We start from the raw sequence: 22,910 nt of genomic DNA, 5'->3' as shown, positions 1-22,910 counted from the left end.
AAGAGATTTGGAGGGTAAGGTAATGGAGTTAACTTTACAAGATTTCGCGATTGAAGGGGCACTTCACTCGACACAGTACCTGCAGGTGAGAAGAAGGGTGTTTCGACAATGCATAGAGTCTTTGTTATATGAGGGAATCGTAATTCCTGAGACCGTGCAAGAGGGTGAAGAGACGATTTACACCTTACGTGGGCTTGATGAGGGTGATCTGCCTGTTAGCTATCGTTGCCGAGGGCGGAGGAGCACTAGTTTTGGACTTGTTCGTTTAGGGCATGACTCCGTTACTCGTGTTGTTTACGATCAAAGCGGAGTAGCCCAGCAAGAATCAGAAGCGATATCCCTCACTCGTTTTTTAATGGAACTGTTCCGAATGAATACGGTAGATGAGCACAGACTGAAGCAATTTGCCAATGATCTGGAGCAAACGTTATTAAAGGATACGTTGTCCCAATACTACCGGGTCCAAAATGATATTCGAATGCAGGGCAAATCGTATGATGAGCTGGAAGGTGATCTGATGGACGGTCACCCATACCACCCTAGTTATAAATCACGTGTTGGATTTACTTATGTGGATCATTATGCCTATGGTCCTGAATTTAAACAGGAAGTTCATTTTCTTTGGTTAGCGATACATAAGCAATATTCCCTAGTGTCCATTGATCAAGTGAGAAATTTCGATGATCTTCTCATAGAGGAAATAGGTAAGGAACAAAAAGAGGCCTTTCAGCAAATCATCGTTAATCATGGATGCGATCCTGATCAGTATGCCTTCGTGCCTGTCCATCCTTGGCAGTGGCGAACTCATATTGTGCCTGGATTCCTGGACGATATCCATCGCAAACAGATCATTGTGCTAGGAGTAGGATCTGATGGTCATCGTCCACAACAATCCATCCGAACATTTGCTAACAAAAGTAATCCGCATAAACCGTATCTAAAACTCTCGATCAACGTGGTGAATACCTCAGCGGCACGTCATCTCACCCCCCATTCACTGGCAAGTGCCCCCATTGTTTCGAGGTGGCTCAAGGGGATAACGGACGGAGATTCGTATTTACGAGACGTGCAAAAGGTGATCATGCTCCAAGAGTTTGCGGCAGTGGCATACGATCCTCCCCCGGCTTCTGACCTGGTGGAAATGGTTACATTCGGGGTAATTGGGTGCATGTGGAGGGAAAGTCTCATCCCTCATCTCGAAGTGGGAGAAGATGCGGTTCCTTATAACGTGTTAGCGGCAGTAGAGGTGGATGGGGTGCCATTCATTGATCGTTGGATACGTGAGCAAGGGCTAGAGAATTGGCTTGCGCGATTATTGGAAAGCAGTATGTTGCCGGTCGTTCATATTCTTGTGAAACACGGAATTGCAATGGAAACTCATGCGCAGAATATGCTCCTGGTGCATCGGGAGGGTGTCCCTTCGCGGGTAGCATTGAAGGATTTCCATGAAGATTTGATTTTTTGCCAACCGTTCTTGAGTGAGCCAGACAAATGCCCGAACTTTGCGGAAGTGCATGAATATTACGCAACGAAGCCCGATGATGTGATGTTTCACATGAATGATACATCAACAGTCAGAGATTTGACGTTGGAGACATTATTTCTGATCAATCTGGGGCAATTAGCACGGTTATTAGAGGAACATTACGGATATGCCGAAGAGCACTTCTGGGAGTTGACCGTGAAGGTATTGGAGGGTCACCAGCAACGATTCCCGGAATTGGCCGAGCGATTTAAGCGATTCGATCTCTTTGTTCCAAGCGTCCAGGTAGAGAAATTAACCAAGAAAAAGCTATATACGACGAACGAGAACTATCATTTGCATGAAGTTCCCAATCCTTTGTTCGAGGCAAGGAAAAGGCTTCATTCCATGGCTGTGGGAGGTTAATCGCATGTTAATTGTGAATCAAAATGAGATTTCTGTGTATGAAATGAAGAGCCATAAGCAAGGATTCAAAAGCATGGATCATTTTCGACAGCCAGAAGGAAAGAGGTACGCAGTCTGCATAGCTGACCCACTTGACGTGATTAGTCTCGTTCAATATTTACGTGAGCATAATGCCTCGGTGTTGTTAATTCATGGGGAAACCCCAATGGAAACAGCCTATCAGATGGCAGTGAAGGCAAGATGTTATGGGCTTGTTTATCAGGAGACGAAGCACTTCTTGCCTATCGCTGATAAACAACAGAGCGAAAAACCATCGCTCTACCAATATAGCTCAGGTACTACGGGGGACGCGAAGCTAATCGGGAGAAGCTGGGATGATATCCAAACGGAAATTCATGCTTACAACGAGTTGTTTCAGGGAGAGGAAGCGTTAACTCCGATCGTACTCGCGTCAGTTACACATTCGTACGGATTGATTTGCGGGGTTTTGTCAGCTTTGGAACGTGGAAGTAAGCCATCTATTGTAACTCACAAAAATCCAAAGTTTGCTTTGCAAGTGATTCAAGATACTCCACAGCATATTGTCTATGGTCTGCCAATCTTTTATCACATCCTGACAAGCTTTACGCGGGATCAGGTACGTTTTCACCGGATAATGACATCTGGGGCCCCGATGCCAGAAGGCTTGTTTCAAAAGCTACAAGGCATGAGCGACATCCTAATGCAACAATATGGATGCTCGGAGGCAGGGTGCGTCAGTGTTAGTAAGCAGATGAGAACGCATACAGATCTGGGGGTTCCTCTTTCCCATGTAACAATGACAGCAGGTGAAAATAAAGAACACCCCGCCGAAATCATGATTCGGAATGGACAGAATGAGATAGCGACGCAGGATTTAGGTTTCTGGACAGAACACGGTCATATTCAATTTGTGTCCAGAATGGATGATGTGATTAACGTCTCTGGCTTAAAGGTATTTCCTTTAGAGGTGGAGGATGTCATTTTGAAAATAAGCGGGACGAAAGAAGTGGTCGTGTATCGTGGTCGTCATCCGGTCATGGGAGAGATTGTGAGGGCGCAGGTCATTATAGAGGGTGGAACTACTCCTGAACAAATCAGGGAATGGTGCCAAGGTCATTTGTCGGCTTATAAGGTCCCATTCGACATCCAGTGTGTGACAAGCATACCTAAGACAGCCACAGGAAAAATCAGCCGCCGATTACTAGAAATGGAGACGATCAACGAATGACACGTAAAGAAAGACTGGAGCAAATCCATACGATCATGACTGAAAAATTAAAGTTATCGCATATCCTCACGCTAGAGGAATCCAAGCGTTTGAATGAAGATTTACATATTGATTCGATTATGCTATTACAACTGATTGTTTATATCGAGGAAGATTTGCATTTGGTAGTACCTGCTCATGAGCTAGATCCACGAATCTTCCAAACTGTCGGATCACTCCTTACTTTTGTTGAACAGTTGGAACCGCAGCATGTCTCTAATTAGATCTATACAAACACCGAGTGGGGGATACAGATGATTAAGGTTCATTGCATTATTTCATGCCTGTGCGAAGTGATTAAACGTTACACAAAGATAGATTACCGTCCCTATTACTTTGGCATATGGGATGCCGAGTATTCCATTACAGATCAGGGAGTGGTTACGTATTACATCGATAACCATGAGGAGATTATCAAGGGATATGAACGACTTTTCCGAGCGAAAGTAACAGAATGGTATGATCATTCCCAAGATAAAGCCTCCAATCTGGACAGGTTCTTGCAGCTTATTGATCAGCGTACCGAGGATCAGTTTGTCCTTGTTCAGATCGACATGTCGCTGGTTCCCGAACGAGATAATAAATTTGCGTTGAAGCCATTCCCGCATTTCTTGATGATCACAAAGACTGAGAACGAAGATGAGTGGTTTATGTTTGACCCGGATTTTCGTTGGGAAGGCAATGTGAAGAAGGAGACGGTGATCAAAGCCTTCTTGGAAAATCCGTTTGGTGGCGGCTTTATGGTGGATGCCAGTGAAATTAAGGAACCAACCTATGAGATGATCCACGACTATTTCTACGCAACTCTCAAACGTGATCATAATCCGTTTACCCAGGAGTTGAAACAGTTGATTACGGACATGGCTGAGGAGCGCAATGGATACAACCTAAACATGTTACTCCCAGCAGTGACGCAGGTTAAGGTGATTGCGATCCGTAAATACAGCTACGAGTATGCTTTCCAATATCTTCAAGATTACTTGCAATACCATCGTGATGAGTTTTTGCGAATCGCTTATAAAGTGGAAGACATCTATCAAGGATTTACGACAGCTCAGTACTTGTCTGTCAAAATGGCGATGACCAAGAACATGTCGCTGTTACCTCCGATTATCGAGGCGTTAGAAGAGATTGATCTGATCGAACTTGAAGTGAAGAGAGAGTTGGAACGTCAGTTTGTTCTGTGGACCCAAATGGATAAAAATCTCGTCACTGTAGACGAAACAGGGTGGAGGTAAGGTGAAATGAAACTCTCATTGTGCACCATTTCTTTTCGCCACCAGTTGATTTCTTTTGCGCAGATCGTTCGTTTTGCTCATCGTCATCATTTTGATGGAATTGAGTTGTGGGGAATCCACGCCCAACATCTGTACGATCATGATCGCGTAGAGGTGGAGGAACAGTTGCAGTTGCTCAAGGCTCAAGGCATGAGTATCACTATGCTAAGTGATTATCTGGATATTGCGACTTCATCTGGATTTGCCCGTTTGCTGGAAAAAGCAAAAAGACTGATTGCGCTGGCGAAATGGCTGAATGTAAAGCAAATCAGGACATTTGCTGGACAGAAGGCAAGCAAAGACGTTGGGCCAGATGAGCGTGTGCGCTATGTACATCATTTGCAAATCTTATGTGAGATGTGTCAGGAGCACGGCATTCAGCTCTTGGTCGAAACACATCCAAACACGCTCACGGATCAGATGAGCTCTACGCTTGCTCTGTTACAGGAGGTAAATCATCCGGCGCTTAAAGTTAACCTTGATTTTCTTCATGTTTGGGAATCGGGTGCGGATCCACTCGACAGCTACGACCAATTGAAGCCGTGGGTAGCTCATTATCATTTGAAAAATATCATTTCATCCGATCATCTGCCAGTATTTGCTCCGCATAATGTGTACGCTCCGAATGGCGATCGCGAGGGCATGGTACCACTCAGTGAAGGTGTTGTAGATTATGGTCCGATCGTAGAGAAGATTGCAGATACAGATTTGTTTGCTTCAATTGAATGGTTTGGTCACAGTCCGCAGCGTGTTTTGGTAGATGAGGTAGAATGGTTGCGGAAAGCTATGATGTTAGTGCGTAAGTGATAAAAACGGTCGGGAGCGGGTATTGCTTCCGATCTTTTTTCTTTTGCGGAAACCAAGTGCTTCCAGTAAGCGTCTAAATATCGACCACTTATTCGGGAGGACCCTTGAATGAAAAAATGCTTCTTGCTCTCATGCTTGCTGATTACGATGATCGGCATCCTTGTCCCTGGACAAATCAATGCCGCTACGCCAGCGAAAGCAGACCCTCGTCAGCCAGAACCAGTTATCATCTATCAAGTAGGAGTAGAAGGTAAGATCACCAAAACCGTTACAAACATGCCTTTGATGCACCATGCGAGCATGTCGCCATCGGGAAGATTCGTATACGGGGAGCGAATCGGATACGGGAAGGAAGACCGAAACATTCCGTACCTGTACGACATGCAAACCAAAAAAATGACGCAATTATCCGGCTATGGCAAATGGTCGTCAAAGCAAGACTTGCTCTACATCCGAGAAAATAACGGGATCGCGAAGCTGAGTCTACCAGACGGCAAAAAAACAGTACTGGTCGCAGGTTCAGCTAGTTATCCCGTTCGTGATTTCTCCGTTTCACCGGATGAACAGTACATGGCTTTTACCCGAATGGATATGCTCTCATCCAATACCAAGGTAAATGCTCACCTGATCTTGCAGCATTTGCCGACTCTCAAAATGAAAAAGAATGACCAGTATGAGTGGCGGACTGGTACAGTTGAAGAAATGTATTACTGGGTGCCGAATTCGAAAAAGCTGTTTTACAAAACCCAGACCGCAACCAAGGAACTGGACTTGCCGACTGGCCTGAAATACGAGCATAAAATGACTGAATTTCCATCTTACTCGAATGATATGAAGTACCGTTATATACGGACTTTTACGGAAGAGTATATGCTGGATTTGCAGACGGGGAAAAAGATCAATTTGAAAGATCCCGTTGTCACTGAGAGCTCCTTGGGCAAGATTGTTTGGTCGCCTTCAGGACATCAATTGGCGGTAGAACAGCACTATAGAACTTCCAACTCCCAAGATTCGTATATGTACATTCAAACTTACAAGCAAATCACGAAATCCAGCTATCCATTTGGTGGTCCTGATCAGGGAGTTGGTGGTTACTATGATTTAAGTGACAATCATCGCATCATCGGCTGGGCGAAGGATGGGAAGTCGTACTATGTAGCTGATCTGGCGTCTACTCACCATAGCGATTTTCCGCTTGAAAAGTTGAGTCCCTCCAACGGTGTCATTGAACTGCGATGATTACTCAATTAGATCAATTGATCCAGGTAGAACGTCTGTGGAATGACAATGACAAGCAGTAAATAAAGAAGCCGTCTCCCGTTTAATACGAGAGGCGGCTGTTCTCTATCTTTTATTCGTAACCTTCCAGATCAGTGATAAGCGTCCATAATGACATTCCTTTGGATGCCTTGAACAAAAATGCATGCTTTTCATTCCGCAGCGGCAGTAGAGCAGCTATTGCCTCTGCTTTGGTAGCGAAATGCAGCTTGTTCCCCGAATAGGCGTCATGGAGATGGCGTGAATTCTCACCGACTGTCACGAGCAGCTCGAAGCGCTCAGCTATGTCTTGAATCAAGGCTCCGACGCCCGCGTGCATAGCCGCACTTTCTGGACCGAGCTCAAACATGTCACCTAACACGACGACTCTTGCGTGCTCAGGGTACAGCTCAGCAAACGTCCGTACGGAAGCCTCCATGGAGACGGGGCTGGCATTGTACGCATCACTGATATACACAGTACCGTGCTTGGAGTTGATCTGCTCAAAGCGCATGGCGGAGAGCTGCACGGTGGACAGGGCGTGAATGATTTGCACCGTATCCATCCCGAGCCTTTTGGCAATCGCGACAGCAGGAAGTGCATTCAGGACACTGTGGCGGCCATGCAGCGGAAGGGATGCTTCGAAATGTTCGCCGGAGGCAAAGCACACTTTGAAGCGGGTCCCACCCTCAACCGTTTCGATTTGCTCCGCCCAAATATCCGCCTTCTCATTAACAGAGTAGTACATGATTTCACCCGGATACAGATGGGCGACCAACCGTAGATATTCGTTATCTTTGTTGAGCAGCACGAGCCCGTCAGTAGCGGTATGTGGAAGGAGCTCCGCCTTCGCAAGGGCAATTTTTTCACGCGTGCCAAAATGCTCAATATGGGACTCGCCGATAAATGTAATCACGCTAATATCAGGCTGCACCAGCGAAGCGAGAAGATCGATTTCCCCAGCGTGGTTCATCCCGAGCTCCAGTACAGCAGTTTGATGCTTTTCCTCCATCTGTAATAACGACAAAGGTACGCCGATGTGATTGTTGAAGTTTTTATACGTCTTGTATACGGGAGAGCGGCTCGTAAGTACGTGAGCCACGATGTCCTTCACGGTTGTTTTCCCGATACTTCCGGTAATAGCGATGTGAGGGAACGAAAAGCTTTTTCGATAAGCGGCAGCCAGCTTTTGAAAGCTACGCAGTGTATCATTGACGAGAATTAACCCAAAATCGTTGGGCAAGTTCGCAGGAATCTTCTCCTGATTCGAAACGAGAGCAGCTACAGCTCCTTGTTCAGCGGCTTGTAAAAGAAAATCATGTCCATCCCTTGCACCGCCTGTCAGCGCTACAAACAAAGATCCCGCAGTCAGCTCGCGGGTATCAAAGTGAATGGATGACAAGGCAAGCCCTGGGGAACCAGCGAGCAAAAGTCCTTCTGCTTTGATTGCTGCCTGATCCAGTGCAATTGGTTTCATCTGCACGAACTCCTTTTTCTTGGTAGATAAGAATTTATAGAAATTCTTATCGACATAAGTGCAACTAAGGCTTCACCAAAAAGCTTGGCGAAGCCAAGTTTTCTAATGATCCAGTAGTAACCTCGAAGTCATGCTACCATGCGTTAGGTAGCGCCGCAAGACAAAAGTGAGGGAATATGATACGATCGATTCTTACATAATGACGATTCATCTACATAGGAAGGAAAGGAGTCTCCCATGGAAAAAAGTATCTTTACCAAAATCATGGACGGTGAAATCCCTGCTCGCATCGAGTATGAGGACGAGCACGTCATTGTCATTCACGATATTGCACCAAAAGCACGCGTTCACTTATTGATTATCCCGCGTAAGCCAATTCCGACTTTAATGGATGTAAGCGCTGAGGACCTGCCGCTGATCGGGCATATCCACCATGTAGCACAGCACTTGGCGAAAAAGCTAGAGTTGTCAGGGTTTCGCCTGATTAACAACTGCGGGAAAGAGGGTGGACAAGAGGTTTTCCACATTCATTATCACCTGTTGTCCGGTTTTTACGAATAAAATTCAACTAAAGGTTGACCTTCTTTAGTCATCTATCCTATAATGAAGTGTGACAGTCTGTTCGTACGTTCGACTCAGGCGTCCCACGGTTTTAGCGGAGGGAGGGAAGACAAATGGCAGAAATTCGAGTCAAGAAAAACGAGTCTTTGGATAGCGCACTTCGCCGCTTCAAGCGTGAAAGCGCAAAATCCGGGGTGATGGCGGAACTGCGTAAACGTCGCCACTTTGAGAAGCCTAGCATTAAGCGCAAGAAGAAATCCGAAGCAGCTCGCAAGCGCAAGTTTTAATTGACGGAGGGCTCATCATGAGTGTAATGGAGCGACTCGATCAAGATATGAAGCAAGCAATGAAGGACAGAGCTGCTCTAAAACTCTCTGTTATTCGCATGGTGAAAGCCGCATTAAAGAACGAAGAGATTAACAAGGGCAGACTTTTGTCTGAAGACGAAGTGCTGACCATCTTGACTCGTGAGTTAAAACAACGCCGTGAATCCCTCCACGAATTTGAGAAGGCAGGCCGCGTGGAACTTGCCTCGAAAACGCGCGAAGAGATCGACGTGCTCTCCGCTTACTTACCCGCTCAGCTTAGCGAAGAAGAAATTCGTGATATCGTTCGGGACGGTATCGCAGCTACCAATGCCTCCTCCAAAAAGGAGATGGGCAAAGTGATGGGTGCGATCATGCCGAAAGTGAAAGGCAGAGCAGACGGAAACCTCGTGCAAAAGATTGTATCTGAGGAACTACCATCGTAGACGAGAGTAACACCTCATATAGATACGAACAGAAAAACTCAACCTGTAAAGGTTGGGTTTTTTCTTTTTTCCAAGATGTGAAATAAATATGAAACAATTGCCCCCTTCTTTCGTATACCTTATTGCACATACGTTGAAGCTGATAGAAGGAAGGAGGTACATGCAATGAGTGCAACAAGGCTAGTAAAAAGCCGCGTGCGATTGCTTTTTTCACTTCTTTGCTTGATTATGGGAATGACGATGCTTCTTGCTCCCGCAACCACAACAGCTCAGACCTATCAAAAAGCTGTCTGGATTCCAGTAGATAGCACGATCGAGCGAGGACTGGAGAGCTTTTTGCACAGAGCATTTGCTGACGCACAGGATCAGCAGGCAGACCTTGTTATCTTGCATATCAATACGCCAGGTGGAGAAGTGAACGCTGCCGACCAGATTGGGCAGTTGATCCGTCAGGCTCCCATGCATGTAATAGCCTACATTGATAACCAGGCTTTTTCAGCGGGAACTTACATCGCCCTGAATGCAAATGAAATTATTATGACTCCAGGTAGTAGTATGGGAGCAGCCACACCGATTGACTTGGCAGGGAATGCAGCAGACATCAAGTTCATTTCCGGTTGGAGCAATAAAATGAAGGCGGCAGCTGAGCTGAACAATCGCAATCCTGATGTCGCTCGCGCGATGGTGGAAATCGATACGGAGTTCCCTGGATTAAAGCCAAAAGGCACGGTGCTTTCTCTCGATGCCCAACAAGCGAAGCAGTTGGGTTATGCGGACGATGTGGTATCCAATAAGGAAGATCTGCTCAAAAAGCTCGGTATTCAGCCAGATTCTCTTGAGGCGATTGAGCCAACGGGCGGAGAGCTGGTAGCTAGATGGGTGACGAGTCCCATTGTGATGAGTCTTCTGCTCATCATTGGATTGGGAGGAATTGTCGTAGAACTGTTTGCCCCTGGCTTTGGTGTGGCAGGGACGGTTTCGTTCGTCGCGTTCAGTCTGTATTTCTTCGGGCATTATGTTGCGGGATTTGCCAACTGGTTGCACATCGGACTGTTTGTCATCGGAATCTTACTGATGCTTCTGGAAATTTTTCTTCCGGGTGGCATTGTCGGTGCGATTGGTTTCGTGAGCATTGTGACAGGTCTCGTGATGGCAGCCTACGACACGCAGCAAGGACTCGCATCTCTGGGTGTGGCCGCTTTGATCACGGCAATTGTCACGTTCATGTTAGTGAAGAAATACGGGGTCAAAGGTCTATTTAACAAGTTTATCTTGGGTGACACGCAGCAAAATGAAGAAGGTTACGTAGCTCCGCGCGATCAGCGTGAGCTGGAAGGAAAATCAGGCATCGCCCTTACATCATTGCGCCCGGCAGGGGTCGTCAAGGTGGAAGGTAAACGTGTGGATGCCGTATCGGTTGGTGGTTTCATTGAAGCGGGTACCACCATCACCGTTGTGCAAGTAGAAGGCACGCGTATCGTCGTTGCCGAACTAGAACAAAAGGAGTGAGCTTTTCATGTTTGAAGGCGGTTTGATTCCCCTTATTTTTATGGTGGCAGTAGCCATCGTCGTACTTTCGGTTTTCTTCTCGTTCGTACCAGTCATGCTCTGGATTTCTGCACTGGCTTCCGGTGTGAATATCGGAATAATTACCCTCGTCGCTATGCGCTTGCGTCGCGTCGTACCATCTCGTATCGTGAATCCGTTGATTAAAGCGCGCAAAGCGGGCTTGCAGTTGGATACAAACCAATTGGAGAGTCATTATCTCGCAGGTGGTAATGTAGACCGTGTAGTAGATGCGCTCGTAGCAGCACAGCGCGCAGATATTCCGCTCGGCTTCGAACGAGCAGCAGCAATTGATCTCGCTGGTCGTGATGTATTAGAAGCGGTACAAATGAGTGTTAACCCGAAAGTGATTGAAACACCTGTTGTAGCAGCAATGGCAAAGGACGGTATCGAGCTGCGCACTCGTGCAAAAGTAACGGTTCGTGCCAACATCGATCGATTGGTCGGTGGTGCTGGTGAAGAAACGATTATCGCCCGCGTAGGTGAGGGGATCGTATCGACAATTGGTTCGTCAAAAGGACATAAAGACGTATTGGAAAATCCGGACTTGATCTCGAAAACCGTATTGAACAAAGGTCTGGATGCCGGAACTGCTTTTGAAATTCTCTCGATCGATATTGCCGACGTAGATGTAGGGAAAAACATCGGGGCACAATTGCAAACCGATCAAGCGGAAGCAGATAAACGTATTGCCCAAGCGAAAGCGGAAGAGCGTCGCGCTATGGCGGTAGCCCAAGAGCAGGAAATGATTGCGCGCGTACAAGAAATGAAAGCAAAAGTAGTAGAAGCAGAAGCACAGGTACCACTCGCTTTGTCCGAAGCATTGAAAAGTGGCAAAATGGGCGTAATGGATTATTACAACATGCAAAACATTGCTGCTGATACACAAATGCGTCAATCCTTCGGGCATGCAGGTGACAAACAAGATCCTGCTTTGCCAGATGAGAAAGAATAAGGGCGAGTGCCATGGAAGATCTCATGGATCTCGTCGTAGATTTACTGGGTTTAGTTGAGTGGATCATCCCTCTTATCGGCAAGTTCTGGTTTGTCATCCTTGGTTACTTAGGATATAAAGCGCTTGGCAAAGCCGGAAAGAAGATGTCACAAGGCAAAAAAATGCCTCCGCTTACCCCGACAAGTACGTCAGATATCCCTATGGAAACTGAGGATTACGGCAGAAAGACGGTGCGGGCATCCGCCAAATATGAGCCTACCCAGCCTGAATCGATGGAAGGTGTTGGAGTCGAGCAGGAATGGGCATTCTCCAGGACAGCGCGCGCTTCAACAGGTCCAACTATCATAGTGAAGCAATCGGAACCGATGAAGGTCGCTGATTCGGAACGAGCGAAAACATTCACATCGAAACACGGCAATCCGCGTGATGGGATGAAATGGGCACTCATTTTTGGCGAGCCGCGCTCAAAAGCTCCGTACGCCCAGCAGGTTCGACAAAGAAAAATATGATAACAGTAGCTAGTCAAACAGGTGAACTTCGGTTCGCCTGTTTTTTTTGATAGGCAATGTTTTCGTGTCGAAATATATCGAATAACTTATCTTGTTTCTCGTATGCTGGTTGACTATCCTGAATGTAAAGAAAATTCTTCTAATAGAAGAAGGAGTAGAGGTCAAGCGATGAATCAACAAATTTTTGAACAAATGGGGCGGTTTCGTCAAAAAGTGATTCGGCTTGCCATCTTCGAAAACAAATCAGTATATGAAACGGCGATCGCGTGCGGGTGTTCAGCTGAGAAAGTAAAACGAGTCATGAAAAAATGGAAGGCGCTTACAAAAGAAAAAGAGTTGGTTTCTGCTGCAAAAGAAAGCAAATAATCGATGAGTTTTGTTGAATGTATTTCAAAGATTGAGTTCTCAACTGCTTGCTAAATCGCGAGCGCCGAGGGCTCTTTTTTTGTGGCTGTTTTTGATGAATGCCTCTTTATGCTCGCGCATACGCATAGATAAGAATGGTTTTGCACCTGCAAACAGATGAGACCGTCATATTCGCCAATATATAGAACGAGAAGGGGGGCTAATCCATGAAGCGTTGGAGCCGCCGTCTGCGCCAGTTGGCCGGAGGTGTGTTGGATCTGCCGCAAGATGTAGTCCTGGAAGTCCCGCGCATTACGATGATCGGTCATTTGCAAATGTATATAGAGAATCATCGAGGAGTCTTGCATTTTAGCGAAAAAGAACTTCGTCTGTTGTTGACGAACGGACAAATGATTGTGTCAGGTGAACAGCTTGTCATCCGAGCGATTTTGCCTGAGGAGGTTCTGTTAGAAGGTAGAATCGGTGGCGTGAAATTTTTGGAGACGGGACCACAAAGCTCATAATTTTTGTCAGAGGTAGGGGGCGGCACGTATGCGGAATGGAATCAAGGAGTGGGTGGATGGACATGTAACCATTACCGTTCGGGGGAAGCGGTTTGAGCGGATGCTAAATATGGCCGTACGGGATGGAATTCGAATCTGGAATATTCGCAGGGTAGGAGAAGAGGTGACTCGCTGCGATATTTTGATTCGAGATTATTTTCGTTTGCGGCCACTTTTAAAAGAGACAGGCTGTCGTAGTCACGTCGAGGCAAGAGACGGGCTGCCTTTCTGGCTACTGCGTATGCGCAGACGATCTGGATTGGCAATTGGGGCTGCTCTTTTTTTCATCGGATTGTACATGCTCTCCTCTTTTGTCTGGAGTGTTGAAGTGAGTGGGACAAAAATGGTTGATCCACGACGAGTGATTCAAGCTGCTGAACAAGTGGGGATTAAAGAAGGGGCATGGAAGGTCAAACTAAAAGAACCGTTGGTTTTGCAAAAAGAGCTGTTGAGTCTGCTGCCTGAAGCGTCCTGGGTTGGAATTGAGATTCAAGGAACCAAGGTCATGCTTCAAGTGGTTGAAAAAGATGCTCCCGTAAAGCCGCTTGCAACAGGTCCCCGCCATCTTGTAGCGAAAAAGAGGGCGGTTGTCCATAAAATTCTCCCGGAGGTTGGTCGCAGCCAGGTTGTGAGCAATCAATTGGTAGAAAAAGGCCAAGTGCTCATTTCTGGGATCATTGGCAACGACGCACGCCAACAAGCCGTATCAGCGCGAGGCAAGGTGCAAGGGGAAGTGTGGTATATGAGCAACACATCGGTTCCGCTAAAACAAACGACGCACCGTCTGACAGGAGAAAAGCTGGAGCATCAATACCTGCTGGTAGGCCCTTATGCAATATACGTGTGGCCATTTGAGAAGCAGTCCTTTGCACAAGCAGAAATTGCAGAACAACGGTTTTTACCCTCGTATGCGGGATATACCTCACCGCTTGGCTGGAAGACAGTAACGTACGCGCAAACAGAACCCGCTCAAACAGAATTGAGCGTGGCGGAAGCGACGGAACTGGCAAAAAAATTCGCCAGGGAGGATATCTTGCAAAAAGCTGGGAAAGATGCGTTCATTCAGGACGAAAAAGTTTTGCACGTCACAACAGAGAATGGTAAAGTTTACGTAAGCATTCATTTTTCCGTCATTGAAGATATTGCCATTGAACAACCTCTCGTGGGCCAGTGAGGGACGGCAAGCAAATGACGCATTGCTGATTACCGTTGCAAGGAGATGGAAGCCTGTTGCACGTACAAGATGAGGTAAGAATCCCGTTTTCAGACGCATCTGAGGCCTTGCTGTTGTTCGGACCACATGACGCGTACCTAACACTGATCGAGCAAAGAAGTTCCGCCAAAATTATGACCCGAGAAGGCGAACTGGTTATTAGCGGGGATAAGCCGGAAGTGGACAAACTGACAGAGTTGATTGATATTCTGTTGCAGTTGATTCGCAGAGGGATTGCCCTGTCCGAACGAGATATCTCGTATGCGATGTCGTTGATTGAACGGGGAGAAGGTGCCCAGTTGCTCGATGTGTATGATGAAGAAGTCGCTCGTACCCAACGTGGCAAACTAATCAGGGCAAAGACTTTGGGCCAGCGTCATTACTTGTCTGCGATCAAGAAGCATGACATTGTGTTTGGAATTGGACCAGCTGGTACCGGAAAAACGTATTTGGCTGTTGTCACAGCAGTAAATGCGTTGAAAAATGCGCGCGTCAAACGGATCGTTCTTACCAGACCGGCCGTAGAAGCGGGAGAGAGCCTTGGATTTTTGCCAGGAGATTTGCAGGAAAAAGTAGACCCTTACCTGCGTCCGCTCTATGATGCCTTGTACGACATGCTGGGCAATGAACAAGTCGCCAAAATGATGGAACGCGGACTCATTGAGGTTGCACCTTTGGCGTACATGCGTGGTCGTACGCTCGAAGATTCGTTTGTCATTTTGGATGAAGCCCAGAACACGACTCCCGAGCAAATGAAAATGTTTTTGACCCGACTTGGTTTTGGTTCCAAAATGGTCATTACGGGTGATGTGACCCAGGTGGATTTGCCAAAAGGCAAGAAATCTGGATTGCGCGAAGCACAGCGCATCCTAAATCCGATTTCTGATGTAGCCTTTATTCATTTCCAAGAGGGAGACGTCGTTCGCCACAGTCTGGTACAAAAAATCATCGCTGCCTATGCCAAGGAAGAAGTAGATCATGGCTATTGATAAATAGCATCACAAAAAGGAGATCGTTTACCTGTGTTATCTGTAGAAATCCTTCATGAAGAAATCGAACCAATCGATGAGAATTTGCAAAACCTGCTTGTCCGTTGCCTGGAAGCAGCGGCACAGCTGGAAGACGTACAAGGAGAAGTAGTTGTCACGCTGGTGAACAACGAGCGCATCCACGAGCTGAATCGCGACTATCGTGGCGTTGATCGGCCTACAGATGTTCTGTCCTTTGCGATGAACGAGCCAGGTGAAGGGGAAATGGAAATCTTTATCGATGAGGATGAGGCCGGCGAGTTTCCGAATATGCTTGGAGATATCATCATCTCGGTGCCAAAAGCACATGAGCAGGCCGAAGACTATGGCCATTCATTCGAACGCGAACTCGGATTTCTCACGGTTCATGGTTTTCTTCACCTACTGGGCTATGATCATGGAACACCAGAAGAAGAGAAGGAAATGTTTTCACGTCAAGAAAAGGTGCTGGAACAAATCGGCTTGACGAGGTAGGAGATTACGTTGAAGGAATGGCGGCGATTGACTCGCAGCTTCACCTACGCTCTGCAAGGAATTTCCTATACCGTACGGACACAGCGAAACATGCAAATCCACGTAGCCGCTGCTATCATGGTACTGGTGGCAGCGTGGTGGCTGCAGATACCCCGCAGCGATGTTTTGCTGGTCCTTTTTTCTATCGGTCTGGTCACATCCCTTGAGCTGGTTAATACCGCGATCGAAGCAGTCGTTGATTTAGCTTCCCCGGAATGGCATGCCAAGGCGAAGATTGCCAAAGATGTGGGAGCAGGAGCTGTACTTATGGCGGCGATCCTCTCTATTATCATCGGTGTCCTCGTGTTTGGACAGCCACTGTTGCAAAAAGTATGGGGATAGTTTTTACTAGTAGAGAAGAAGAAATTTTTTCATAAGCCAAATGAAGTACCGGACGGGTCATTCCAGTTGACCATTCAGTCTGGTTTCTTCGTGTCTCTTTGGACACATTTTGTTGTGAAATGATGTTAAAGACCAATCATATGAGGAATGATGAGAATGGATAAACAAGCATTATTAGCACAAGCAATCGAAGCCAGAAAGCTCGCTTATGTTCCGTACTCCAAGTTTCAGGTAGGAGCAGCTCTGTTAGCTGAGAGTGGCAAAGTTTACTTGGGAGGTAATATTGAAAATGCGGCGTACTCGCTGTGTAACTGCGCAGAGCGTACGGCTCTTTTTAAAGCGTACTCGGAAGGCGATAAGACTTACAAGGCATTAGCCGTCGCTGCCGATACGCCGCAAGCTGTATCACCGTGCGGGGCTTGCCGACAAGTCATAGCAGAACTTTGCCCGCCGGACATGCCTGTATTTTTGACGAATCTCAAAGGCGACATTTGGGAAACGACAGTATCTGCCCTGCTGCCAGGCGCATTCACCAAGGAGGATTTACGTGGATAATCGCAAGACCAAGCAATCGTTTAAATCGGGGTTTGTCTCCATTGTGGGACGTCCAAATGTTGGGAAATCAACACTGTTGAATCATATTGTGGGACATAAAATCGCGATCATGTCGAATAAGCCGCAAACCACACGTAACAAAATTACGGCTGTGCATACGACGGAAGAGGGACAAATTATTTTCTTGGATACACCGGGGATTCACAAGCCTCAATCCAAACTCGGAAACTACATGGTTTCGGTTGCCGAAAATACATTGAACGAAGTAGACCTCGTTTTGTTTGTTGTCGATGCAACAGAAAAACGCGGAGCCGGGGACGACTACATCATCGAGCGGTTGAAGCAAGTCAAAACTCCAGTATTTTTGGTCATCAACAAAATTGACAAAGTGCACCCGGAAGCACTGCTGCCGATTATTGACGATTACCGCAAATTGTATGATTTCAAGCAAATTGTTCCAATCTCTGCACTGGAAGGTAACAATACCGGATCATTGCAGCAGGCTATTTTGGGTGAAATGGAAGAAGGCCCAATGTATTACCCTGCAGATCAGGTGACAGACCATCCGGAACGCTTTGTTGCAGCCGAGTTGATTCGGGAAAAGGTTCTGCATTTGACGAGAGAAGAAGTACCTCACTCCATCGCTGTCGTCATTGAAGAGATGAAGCGGGGCGAAAATGGCAAAACGCTTTACATTTATGCGGCCATTTACGTAGAGCGGGATTCCCAGCGCGGTATTTTGATCGGACAAAAAGGCCAGATGCTTAAAGAAATCGGTCAACGCGCGCGCAAGGATATCGAGAGGCTGATGGGGGACCAAGTATTTTTGGAGCTCTGGATCAAAGTGAAAAAGGATTGGCGCAATCAAGACCGGATGCTGCGTAACTTCGGTTTCTACAACGAGCAATAATATTCCCATCGCGATGTGTTAATTTTTCCAAGGCATAGAATAACGGGCAAAGGTGATTCTAAGAAGGAAGTGGATAGACCCGATATAGGAAAGGATGATGCTCCTTGCTTCGTGACTTTTCTTGGAGAGTTTTCGCTTCAACCGGTGACATCCATGCTTACCTTCTCTACCGTGATCACCATCAAACGGATGTTTCCAGCGAGGAAACCTCGTTTGATCTCGCCCAGGAAGAATTGGGTGACACGCAGGCATGCTTGTAAAGTGGGAAGGGATTGTCATTCGCAGTGTGGACTATGGTGAGTCCAGCAAAGTGGTGACATTGTTTACACGGGAGAACGGCAAATTAGGCGTGATGGCCCGTGGTGCCAAAAAGACCAAAAGCCGTCTTGCCGCCGTCTCCCAGTTGTTTTCGCATAGTTATTATCTATGCAAGACAGGACCCGGTACGGGAATGCCCGATCTCTCTCAGGGAGATATGCTTGATTCGTTCCGGGATATGCGGCAAAGCCTAACTGCTACGGCTTATGCCGCTTACATAGCAGAACTTTTGGATCGATTGACGCAGGAAAGGGAACCGAATCCCTACTTGTTTCAGCTTCTTCTTCATACGTTCCGCCACTTGGATGAAGGACGAGATGCTGAGATCCTGTGTCGTATTTTTGAGACCAAGATGCTAATTGTGGCGGGAATCTCCCCACAACTCACGGCATGTGTAAACTGTGGCGAACAGCGTGAGCCCTATGCTATCAGTGTAGGACAGGGTGGACTGTTGTGCCCAGTTTGCCAGCCTTCCGATCCGTATGCTATGGCGGTTACACCCTCGACCTGGAAGCTGTTACGGCTGTTCCAGGTATTTGATTTGGAGCGGCTTGGTGACATTGAAGTAAAACCGGCAACACGCAACCAGCTCAAGCATGTACTGCGGAGCTTCATGGACGAGTATCTGGATATCAGGCTGAAAAGTCGAGCATTTCTGGAACAACTGGAGCGTATGGAAAGAATGACGCAATCCGATCAGGACTAATTGACATACGAATTTGTTTTCGTTATGATAAGAACCAAACTTGTATACCGAATGTTGCCATGAAGGAAAAGAGTAGTCGGCCACTGGCTGTGAATAGCGAATCGGGGATAGTGTGAGCCCGGTCACCATGCTGATGAAGGGCGTTCTGGAGCAATTTGATTGTAAGGTGGGCGAAGAAGTCATTCGCCAAGTAGGGTGGAACCGCGAGAATCCTCTCGTCCCTACACTGTCGCATTAGGCAGTGTAGAGGCGGGAGGTTTTTTTAGTTTCGACGTAAAGCCAAGTTCTAATAAGTTTAGAGGAGGAAAAAGCATGAAAATGACATTTCAAGACATCATTTTGACGCTGCAAAACTTTTGGGCAAAGCAAAACTGTCTCATTGTCCAGCCGTATGACGTTGAAAAAGGGGCAGGTACGCTAAACCCGATGACCTTCCTTCGTTCCATTGGTCCTGAGCCGTGGAATGTGGCATATGTAGAGCCTTCCCGTCGCCCGGCAGACGGACGTTATGGGGAAAACCCGAACCGTTTGTATCAGCATCACCAGTTCCAAGTGATCATGAAGCCATCGCCGGACAACATTCAGGAGCTGTACCTGGAGAGCTTGCGCGAACTCGGAATCGAGCCGCTGGAGCATGATATCCGATTTGTAGAGGACAACTGGGAGCACCCAGGGCTTGGCGCATGGGGCTTAGGCTGGGAAGTTTGGCTGGACGGAATGGAGATTACACAGTTCACGTACTTCCAGCAGGTGGGCGGTCTTGAATGTAAACCAGTGGCAGTCGAGCTGACTTACGGACTGGAGCGTTTGGCTTCCTATATTCAGGAAAAAGAAAATGTGTTCGATCTGGAATGGTGCAACGGGTACACATACGGAGATGTATTCCTGCAACCAGAATACGAGCATTCCAAATACACATTCGAGCTGTCTGATGTCGACATGCTGTTCTCTCTCTACAATACGTATGAGGCAGAAGCAAAGAGATTAATGGCGGAGCGACTGGTTTACCCAGCTTATGACTACGTGCTGAAATGCTCCCACACCTTCAACTTGCTTGATGCGCGTGGAGCCATCAGTGTGACGGAGCGTACAGGCTACATCGCTCGAGTACGCAATCTGTCTCGTGAAGTCGCACAAACCTACTATAAAGAGCGTGAGCGCCTAGGTTTCCCGCTTTTGCAAAAAGGCAACGCCGTCGCTGCGGATCAAGTGAATCAGGTGAAGGGAGAGGATACAAATGAGTAAGCGCGATCTACTCGTAGAGGTTGGTTTGGAAGAAATGCCTGCTCGTTTTGTCGCACAGGCAGCGGCACAATTCAAGGAAAAAGTAGAAAAGTGGCTGACTGCTGAGCGCGTGCCGTTTGATCAAATTACGGCATTAGAAACACCTCGTCGTTTTGCCCTGTTGATCAATGGACTGGCAGAAAAGCAGCCTGATCGCAATGATGAAGCGAAAGGCCCTGCACGCAAAATTGCTCAAGATGAAGCGGGTAACTGGTCCAAGGCAGCACTCGGATTTGCACGAAGCAACAATGTTGAGCCAGACCAACTGTATTATAAAGAAGTAAACGGGATCGAGTATGTGCATGCTCGCAAATCCGAAGCGGGAAAACCGACTACCGAGCTTTTGCCGCAACTGGATGAAGTGATCACCGGAATGAGCTTCCCGAAAAACATGCGCTGGGGCGCACGCGAATTGAAATACGTTCGTCCTATTCGTTGGCTGGTTGCTTTGTTCGGCGATGAATTGATCGATCTGGAGATTGCAGGCGTAACAAGCGGGCGCGTTTCTCGTGGACACCGCTTCTTGGGAACAGAGGTTACATTCAATCACCCAAGCGAATATGTGAGCAAGCTAGCTGAGCAATATGTCATGGTGAATCCTGATGAGCGCAGAGCAGCAATTGTCGAACAGATTCATCGCTTGGAGAAGGAAAATGGCTGGACGATTCCAATGGACGAAGGTCTTTTGGATGAGGTAGTCCATCTTGTAGAATATCCAACCGCCCTTTACGGTACATTCGAGCAAGAATTCCTTTCCATTCCACGTGAGGTTTTGGTTACCTCCATGCGGGAGCACCAGCGTTATTTCCCTGTTGAAAACGCACAGGGTCAATTGCTGAATCATTTTGTGACTGTGCGTAACGGTGACAGCCGCGCTCTGGAAAACGTAGCGAAAGGGAATGAAAAAGTTCTTCGCGCACGCCTGTCTGATGCTCGTTTCTTCTACGTGGAGGACCAAAAGCGGTCCATTGAGAGCTGCCTGAAACGTTTGGAGACAATCGTTTACCATGAAGAGCTGGGAACAATCGGCGATAAAGTTCGCCGTGTACGCAAAACAGCTGGGCAAATTGCAAACAAGCTGGGTGTGAGCGCGGAAGAAACCAAACAAGTAGACCGCATTGCAGAAATCGCAAAATTTGACCTCGTTACCAACATGGTAGGCGAATTCCCTGAACTGCAAGGGATTATGGGGGAAGATTACGCGCGCAAAGCGGGTGAGTCCGACCTCGTCGCAAGCGGCGTATTCGAGCATTACCTCCCGCGTTTTGCAGGGGACAAAATGCCTTCTTCCCCCCAAGGTGCTATTGTCAGCCTGTCTGACAAGATGGACACGATCGTAGGCTGCTTCTCGATCGGCATTGTGCCTACTGGCTCACAGGATCCGTATGGTCTGCGCCGTATGGCAGCGGGGATCGTTTCTATTTTGGTGGAGCGCGACTGGCAAATTTCTCTTGCCGATCTGTGGGATGCCGCAATGGAAGGCTATGTAGCGCAAGGCGTAGACAAAAGAGCCGCAGAAGACGTGAAAAAAGACCTGGTAGACTTCTTCGCACTCCGTCTGAAAAATGTCTTGCAGGATCATGGCGTTCGCTACGATGTCATCGACGCCGTTCTTGCTGCTGACCTGACACTGGTTCCAGAAGTCCTGGCAAAAGCAAAAGCACTGATGGGAGCCGTACAAACAGAAGAATTCAAGCTGATTGTGGAGCAGTTTAACCGGGTAAACAATCTGGCACAAAAAGCGGAAGCAGACCAAGTCAGCGAGGCTTTGTTCGCAGAAGATGTGGAACGTGCACTGTATCAGGCATTCCAAGCTGTTCAAAAGGACGTAGAAGGTCTGAAGGATCAAGAGAAGGTGCTCGCAACCTTGTCAACCCTGCGTCAGCCGATCAACGCTTTCTTTGATAAGGTAATGGTCATGGCAGAAGATCAGGCTGTTCGCGCGAATCGTCTGGGGCTTCTCTTGCAGCTTTCTCGTGTGCTTTATCGCTACGCAGATTTTTCCAAAATTGTCTTCGCATAAACAAAATAAAACCGGTGCCTTCGTCTGAAAATCAGGCGGGGGCACCTTTTTTCCCCGTGAAAGAAGGAATATCCCGTCGAATAGAGTAATACTAGGAAGAGGTAAAGACAGAACCGGGGTGATTGGTCATCGAGCTTACCAAACGACAAGAGCACATCTTACAGATAGTGAAGGATGACGGACCGATAACAGGAGAGCATATCGCGGAGCGACTGAATTTGACTCGCGCGACGTTGCGCCCTGATTTATCCATCCTCACAATGTCAGGATATCTAGAAGCCAGACCTCGGGTCGGGTATTTTTATGCCGGCAGACCCGCAAGCTCAGTCATAAGTGAACGGCTTCACAAGCTTCTCGTCAATGACTACAAGGCGGTGCCGATCGTGGTATCCGAATCCGCCTCGGCATACGACGCCATCGTTACCCTCTTTTTGGAGGATGTTGGCACGTTATTCGTCGTCAATCAAAAAGGATATTTGGCTGGCGTGATCTCACGAAAAGACCTCCTGCGGGCTTCTCTAGGCAATAAGACGTTGGAGGATGTGCCGGTCAGCATTATCATGTCTAGGATGCCGAATATCATTACATGCGCACCTGATGAGTCCTTGTACACAGCCGCCAAAAAGCTGATTGATTTTCAGATCGATTCTCTGCCTGTAGTAAGGCCTGGCGAGGAAGATCCGAAGCAAATGGAGCTGTTGGGGCGCGTCACCAAGACGACGATCGCGAAAGCATTTGTAGAATTGGGTAGCGAACCGAAAGTGTAGGAGGAGA

Annotated in this window: 27 protein-coding genes; 26 read left to right on the top strand and 1 reads right to left on the bottom strand. The window is 47.4% G+C overall.

All coding sequences use genetic code 11. From position 1 onward, the window contains the following. The first annotated feature begins 22 nt into the window (after positions 1 to 22). The 6 genes from ACFYU8_RS09720 (at position 23) to ACFYU8_RS09695 (ending at position 6,499) form a co-directional block, all read left to right on the top strand. A complete protein-coding gene (locus ACFYU8_RS09720; RefSeq protein WP_390297508.1) occupies positions 23 to 1,888 on the top strand; it encodes an IucA/IucC family protein in 1,866 nt (621 codons plus the stop codon). Positions 1,889 to 1,892: 4 nt separating this feature from the next. Beyond that, a complete protein-coding gene (locus ACFYU8_RS09715; RefSeq protein WP_390297505.1) occupies positions 1,893 to 3,137 on the top strand; it encodes an AMP-binding protein in 1,245 nt (414 codons plus the stop codon). Then, a complete protein-coding gene (asbD, locus tag ACFYU8_RS09710) occupies positions 3,134 to 3,400 on the top strand; it encodes a petrobactin biosynthesis protein AsbD (protein ID WP_390297502.1) in 267 nt (88 codons plus the stop codon). Before ACFYU8_RS09715 ends, asbD begins: the two co-directional genes overlap by 4 nt. 30 nt (positions 3,401 to 3,430) lie before the next feature. Continuing rightward, positions 3,431 to 4,414, top strand: a complete 984-nt coding sequence (locus tag ACFYU8_RS09705; RefSeq protein ID WP_390297499.1) for a DUF6005 family protein — start codon at positions 3,431 to 3,433, stop codon at positions 4,412 to 4,414. A 6-nt stretch (positions 4,415 to 4,420) separates the two neighbouring features. Further along, on the top strand, positions 4,421 to 5,260 hold the full coding sequence (locus ACFYU8_RS09700) for a sugar phosphate isomerase/epimerase family protein (protein WP_390297496.1): 840 nt from the start codon (positions 4,421 to 4,423) through the stop codon (positions 5,258 to 5,260). A gap of 108 nt (positions 5,261 to 5,368) precedes the next feature. Next, positions 5,369 to 6,499, top strand: a complete 1,131-nt coding sequence (locus tag ACFYU8_RS09695; protein ID WP_390297493.1) for a TolB-like translocation protein — start codon at positions 5,369 to 5,371, stop codon at positions 6,497 to 6,499. A gap of 112 nt (positions 6,500 to 6,611) precedes the next feature. Here ACFYU8_RS09695 and ACFYU8_RS09690 read toward each other — a convergent pair whose 3' ends face one another. Then, entirely contained in the window at positions 6,612 to 7,994 is a 1,383-nt protein-coding gene (locus ACFYU8_RS09690; RefSeq protein ID WP_390297490.1) for a UDP-N-acetylmuramoyl-tripeptide--D-alanyl-D-alanine ligase, read from the bottom strand. Between the two features lie 237 nt (positions 7,995 to 8,231). Here ACFYU8_RS09690 and ACFYU8_RS09685 point away from each other — a divergent pair, with 237 nt between their 5' ends. The 20 genes from ACFYU8_RS09685 (at position 8,232) to ccpN (ending at position 22,903) form a co-directional block, all read left to right on the top strand. After that, positions 8,232 to 8,555, top strand: a complete 324-nt coding sequence (locus tag ACFYU8_RS09685; RefSeq protein WP_390297487.1) for a histidine triad nucleotide-binding protein — start codon at positions 8,232 to 8,234, stop codon at positions 8,553 to 8,555. 113 nt (positions 8,556 to 8,668) lie between these two features. Further along, entirely contained in the window at positions 8,669 to 8,842 is a 174-nt protein-coding gene (gene rpsU / locus ACFYU8_RS09680) for a 30S ribosomal protein S21 (RefSeq protein WP_007727630.1), read from the top strand. Positions 8,843 to 8,859: 17 nt separating this feature from the next. Then, complete coding sequence (locus tag ACFYU8_RS09675; protein WP_144616581.1) at positions 8,860 to 9,306, top strand: GatB/YqeY domain-containing protein; 447 nt, start codon at positions 8,860 to 8,862, stop codon at positions 9,304 to 9,306. 165 nt (positions 9,307 to 9,471) lie between these two features. Further along, positions 9,472 to 10,815, top strand: coding sequence for an NfeD family protein (locus ACFYU8_RS09670; RefSeq protein ID WP_390297484.1), 1,344 nt, complete (start codon positions 9,472 to 9,474; stop codon positions 10,813 to 10,815). 7 nt (positions 10,816 to 10,822) lie between these two features. Next, positions 10,823 to 11,827, top strand: a complete 1,005-nt coding sequence (floA, locus tag ACFYU8_RS09665) for a flotillin-like protein FloA (protein WP_012685765.1) — start codon at positions 10,823 to 10,825, stop codon at positions 11,825 to 11,827. Between the two features lie 11 nt (positions 11,828 to 11,838). Continuing rightward, positions 11,839 to 12,336, top strand: coding sequence for a hypothetical protein (locus tag ACFYU8_RS09660; protein WP_390297481.1), 498 nt, complete (start codon positions 11,839 to 11,841; stop codon positions 12,334 to 12,336). A gap of 168 nt (positions 12,337 to 12,504) precedes the next feature. Beyond that, positions 12,505 to 12,702: a sigma-70 family RNA polymerase sigma factor gene (locus tag ACFYU8_RS09655; RefSeq protein WP_390297478.1), complete on the top strand. Its 198-nt coding sequence runs from the start codon at positions 12,505 to 12,507 to the stop codon at positions 12,700 to 12,702. Positions 12,703 to 12,908: 206 nt separating this feature from the next. After that, the gene (gene yqfC / locus ACFYU8_RS09650) at positions 12,909 to 13,205 is read left to right on the top strand and encodes a sporulation protein YqfC (RefSeq protein WP_007727617.1); all 297 of its coding nucleotides are present in this window, start codon (positions 12,909 to 12,911) and stop codon (positions 13,203 to 13,205) included. A gap of 28 nt (positions 13,206 to 13,233) precedes the next feature. Next, on the top strand, positions 13,234 to 14,418 hold the full coding sequence (yqfD, locus tag ACFYU8_RS09645) for a sporulation protein YqfD (RefSeq protein ID WP_390297475.1): 1,185 nt from the start codon (positions 13,234 to 13,236) through the stop codon (positions 14,416 to 14,418). 56 nt (positions 14,419 to 14,474) lie between these two features. Then, positions 14,475 to 15,446: a PhoH family protein gene (locus ACFYU8_RS09640; RefSeq protein WP_390297472.1), complete on the top strand. Its 972-nt coding sequence runs from the start codon at positions 14,475 to 14,477 to the stop codon at positions 15,444 to 15,446. A 33-nt stretch (positions 15,447 to 15,479) separates the two neighbouring features. Beyond that, positions 15,480 to 15,959, top strand: a complete 480-nt coding sequence (gene ybeY / locus ACFYU8_RS09635) for an rRNA maturation RNase YbeY (protein ID WP_390297469.1) — start codon at positions 15,480 to 15,482, stop codon at positions 15,957 to 15,959. A 9-nt stretch (positions 15,960 to 15,968) separates the two neighbouring features. Then, positions 15,969 to 16,340 (top strand): diacylglycerol kinase family protein, encoded by a 372-nt coding sequence (locus tag ACFYU8_RS09630; protein WP_390297466.1) that lies wholly within the window; start codon positions 15,969 to 15,971, stop codon positions 16,338 to 16,340. A 156-nt stretch (positions 16,341 to 16,496) separates the two neighbouring features. Beyond that, on the top strand, positions 16,497 to 16,895 hold the full coding sequence (locus ACFYU8_RS09625) for a cytidine deaminase (protein WP_376899465.1): 399 nt from the start codon (positions 16,497 to 16,499) through the stop codon (positions 16,893 to 16,895). Further along, positions 16,888 to 17,805 carry a GTPase Era gene (gene era / locus ACFYU8_RS09620; RefSeq protein ID WP_390297463.1) on the top strand — a complete coding sequence of 306 codons (918 nt, stop codon included), beginning with the start codon at positions 16,888 to 16,890 and terminating at the stop codon, positions 17,803 to 17,805. Before ACFYU8_RS09625 ends, era begins: the two co-directional genes overlap by 8 nt. Before the next feature lie 104 nt (positions 17,806 to 17,909). Then, the gene (locus tag ACFYU8_RS09615; RefSeq protein WP_012685773.1) at positions 17,910 to 18,065 is read left to right on the top strand and encodes a YqzL family protein; all 156 of its coding nucleotides are present in this window, start codon (positions 17,910 to 17,912) and stop codon (positions 18,063 to 18,065) included. Next, a complete protein-coding gene (gene recO, locus ACFYU8_RS09610) occupies positions 18,056 to 18,829 on the top strand; it encodes a DNA repair protein RecO (RefSeq protein ID WP_390297460.1) in 774 nt (257 codons plus the stop codon). Before ACFYU8_RS09615 ends, recO begins: the two co-directional genes overlap by 10 nt. A gap of 112 nt (positions 18,830 to 18,941) precedes the next feature. Next, positions 18,942 to 19,067: a hypothetical protein gene (locus ACFYU8_RS09605; protein WP_390297457.1), complete on the top strand. Its 126-nt coding sequence runs from the start codon at positions 18,942 to 18,944 to the stop codon at positions 19,065 to 19,067. A gap of 74 nt (positions 19,068 to 19,141) precedes the next feature. After that, positions 19,142 to 20,074: a glycine--tRNA ligase subunit alpha gene (gene glyQ / locus ACFYU8_RS09600; RefSeq protein WP_390297454.1), complete on the top strand. Its 933-nt coding sequence runs from the start codon at positions 19,142 to 19,144 to the stop codon at positions 20,072 to 20,074. Beyond that, a complete protein-coding gene (gene glyS, locus ACFYU8_RS09595) occupies positions 20,067 to 22,136 on the top strand; it encodes a glycine--tRNA ligase subunit beta (RefSeq protein WP_390297451.1) in 2,070 nt (689 codons plus the stop codon). Before glyQ ends, glyS begins: the two co-directional genes overlap by 8 nt. 122 nt (positions 22,137 to 22,258) lie before the next feature. Further along, positions 22,259 to 22,903, top strand: a complete 645-nt coding sequence (gene ccpN, locus ACFYU8_RS09590) for a transcriptional regulator CcpN (protein ID WP_390297448.1) — start codon at positions 22,259 to 22,261, stop codon at positions 22,901 to 22,903. Positions 22,904 to 22,910 lie beyond the last annotated feature (7 nt).

It is taken from the genome of Brevibacillus sp. NPDC003359, assembly GCF_042878995.1.
Classification (GTDB): Bacteria; Bacillota; Bacilli; order Brevibacillales; family Brevibacillaceae; genus Brevibacillus.
Note: the sequence above shows the minus strand (reverse complement) of the source record. Positions and strands in the feature narration are given on the sequence as shown.

Excerpts from the sequence above, each read along its gene's own strand:
- glyQ (WP_390297454.1), top strand. The coding sequence starts at position 19,142 with ATGAAAATGACATTTCAAGACATCATTTTGACGCTGCAAAACTTTTGG.
- glyS (WP_390297451.1), top strand. The coding sequence starts at position 20,067 with ATGAGTAAGCGCGATCTACTCGTAGAGGTTGGTTTGGAAGAAATGCCT.
- ACFYU8_RS09690 (WP_390297490.1), bottom strand. The coding sequence starts at position 7,994 with ATGAAACCAATTGCACTGGATCAGGCAGCAATCAAAGCAGAAGGACTT.
- recO (WP_390297460.1), top strand. The coding sequence starts at position 18,056 with ATGCTTGTAAAGTGGGAAGGGATTGTCATTCGCAGTGTGGACTATGGT.
- ACFYU8_RS09675 (WP_144616581.1), top strand. The coding sequence starts at position 8,860 with ATGAGTGTAATGGAGCGACTCGATCAAGATATGAAGCAAGCAATGAAG.
- ACFYU8_RS09660 (WP_390297481.1), top strand. The coding sequence starts at position 11,839 with ATGGAAGATCTCATGGATCTCGTCGTAGATTTACTGGGTTTAGTTGAG.
- rpsU (WP_007727630.1), top strand. The coding sequence starts at position 8,669 with ATGGCAGAAATTCGAGTCAAGAAAAACGAGTCTTTGGATAGCGCACTT.
- ACFYU8_RS09625 (WP_376899465.1), top strand. The coding sequence starts at position 16,497 with ATGGATAAACAAGCATTATTAGCACAAGCAATCGAAGCCAGAAAGCTC.
- yqfD (WP_390297475.1), top strand. The coding sequence starts at position 13,234 with ATGCGGAATGGAATCAAGGAGTGGGTGGATGGACATGTAACCATTACC.
- ACFYU8_RS09670 (WP_390297484.1), top strand. The coding sequence starts at position 9,472 with ATGAGTGCAACAAGGCTAGTAAAAAGCCGCGTGCGATTGCTTTTTTCA.
- ACFYU8_RS09655 (WP_390297478.1), top strand. The coding sequence starts at position 12,505 with ATGAATCAACAAATTTTTGAACAAATGGGGCGGTTTCGTCAAAAAGTG.
- ACFYU8_RS09685 (WP_390297487.1), top strand. The coding sequence starts at position 8,232 with ATGGAAAAAAGTATCTTTACCAAAATCATGGACGGTGAAATCCCTGCT.
- yqfC (WP_007727617.1), top strand. The coding sequence starts at position 12,909 with ATGAAGCGTTGGAGCCGCCGTCTGCGCCAGTTGGCCGGAGGTGTGTTG.
- ACFYU8_RS09695 (WP_390297493.1), top strand. The coding sequence starts at position 5,369 with ATGAAAAAATGCTTCTTGCTCTCATGCTTGCTGATTACGATGATCGGC.
- ACFYU8_RS09720 (WP_390297508.1), top strand. The coding sequence starts at position 23 with ATGGAGTTAACTTTACAAGATTTCGCGATTGAAGGGGCACTTCACTCG.
- floA (WP_012685765.1), top strand. The coding sequence starts at position 10,823 with ATGTTTGAAGGCGGTTTGATTCCCCTTATTTTTATGGTGGCAGTAGCC.
- ACFYU8_RS09705 (WP_390297499.1), top strand. The coding sequence starts at position 3,431 with ATGATTAAGGTTCATTGCATTATTTCATGCCTGTGCGAAGTGATTAAA.
- asbD (WP_390297502.1), top strand. The coding sequence starts at position 3,134 with ATGACACGTAAAGAAAGACTGGAGCAAATCCATACGATCATGACTGAA.
- ACFYU8_RS09700 (WP_390297496.1), top strand. The coding sequence starts at position 4,421 with ATGAAACTCTCATTGTGCACCATTTCTTTTCGCCACCAGTTGATTTCT.
- ACFYU8_RS09715 (WP_390297505.1), top strand. The coding sequence starts at position 1,893 with ATGTTAATTGTGAATCAAAATGAGATTTCTGTGTATGAAATGAAGAGC.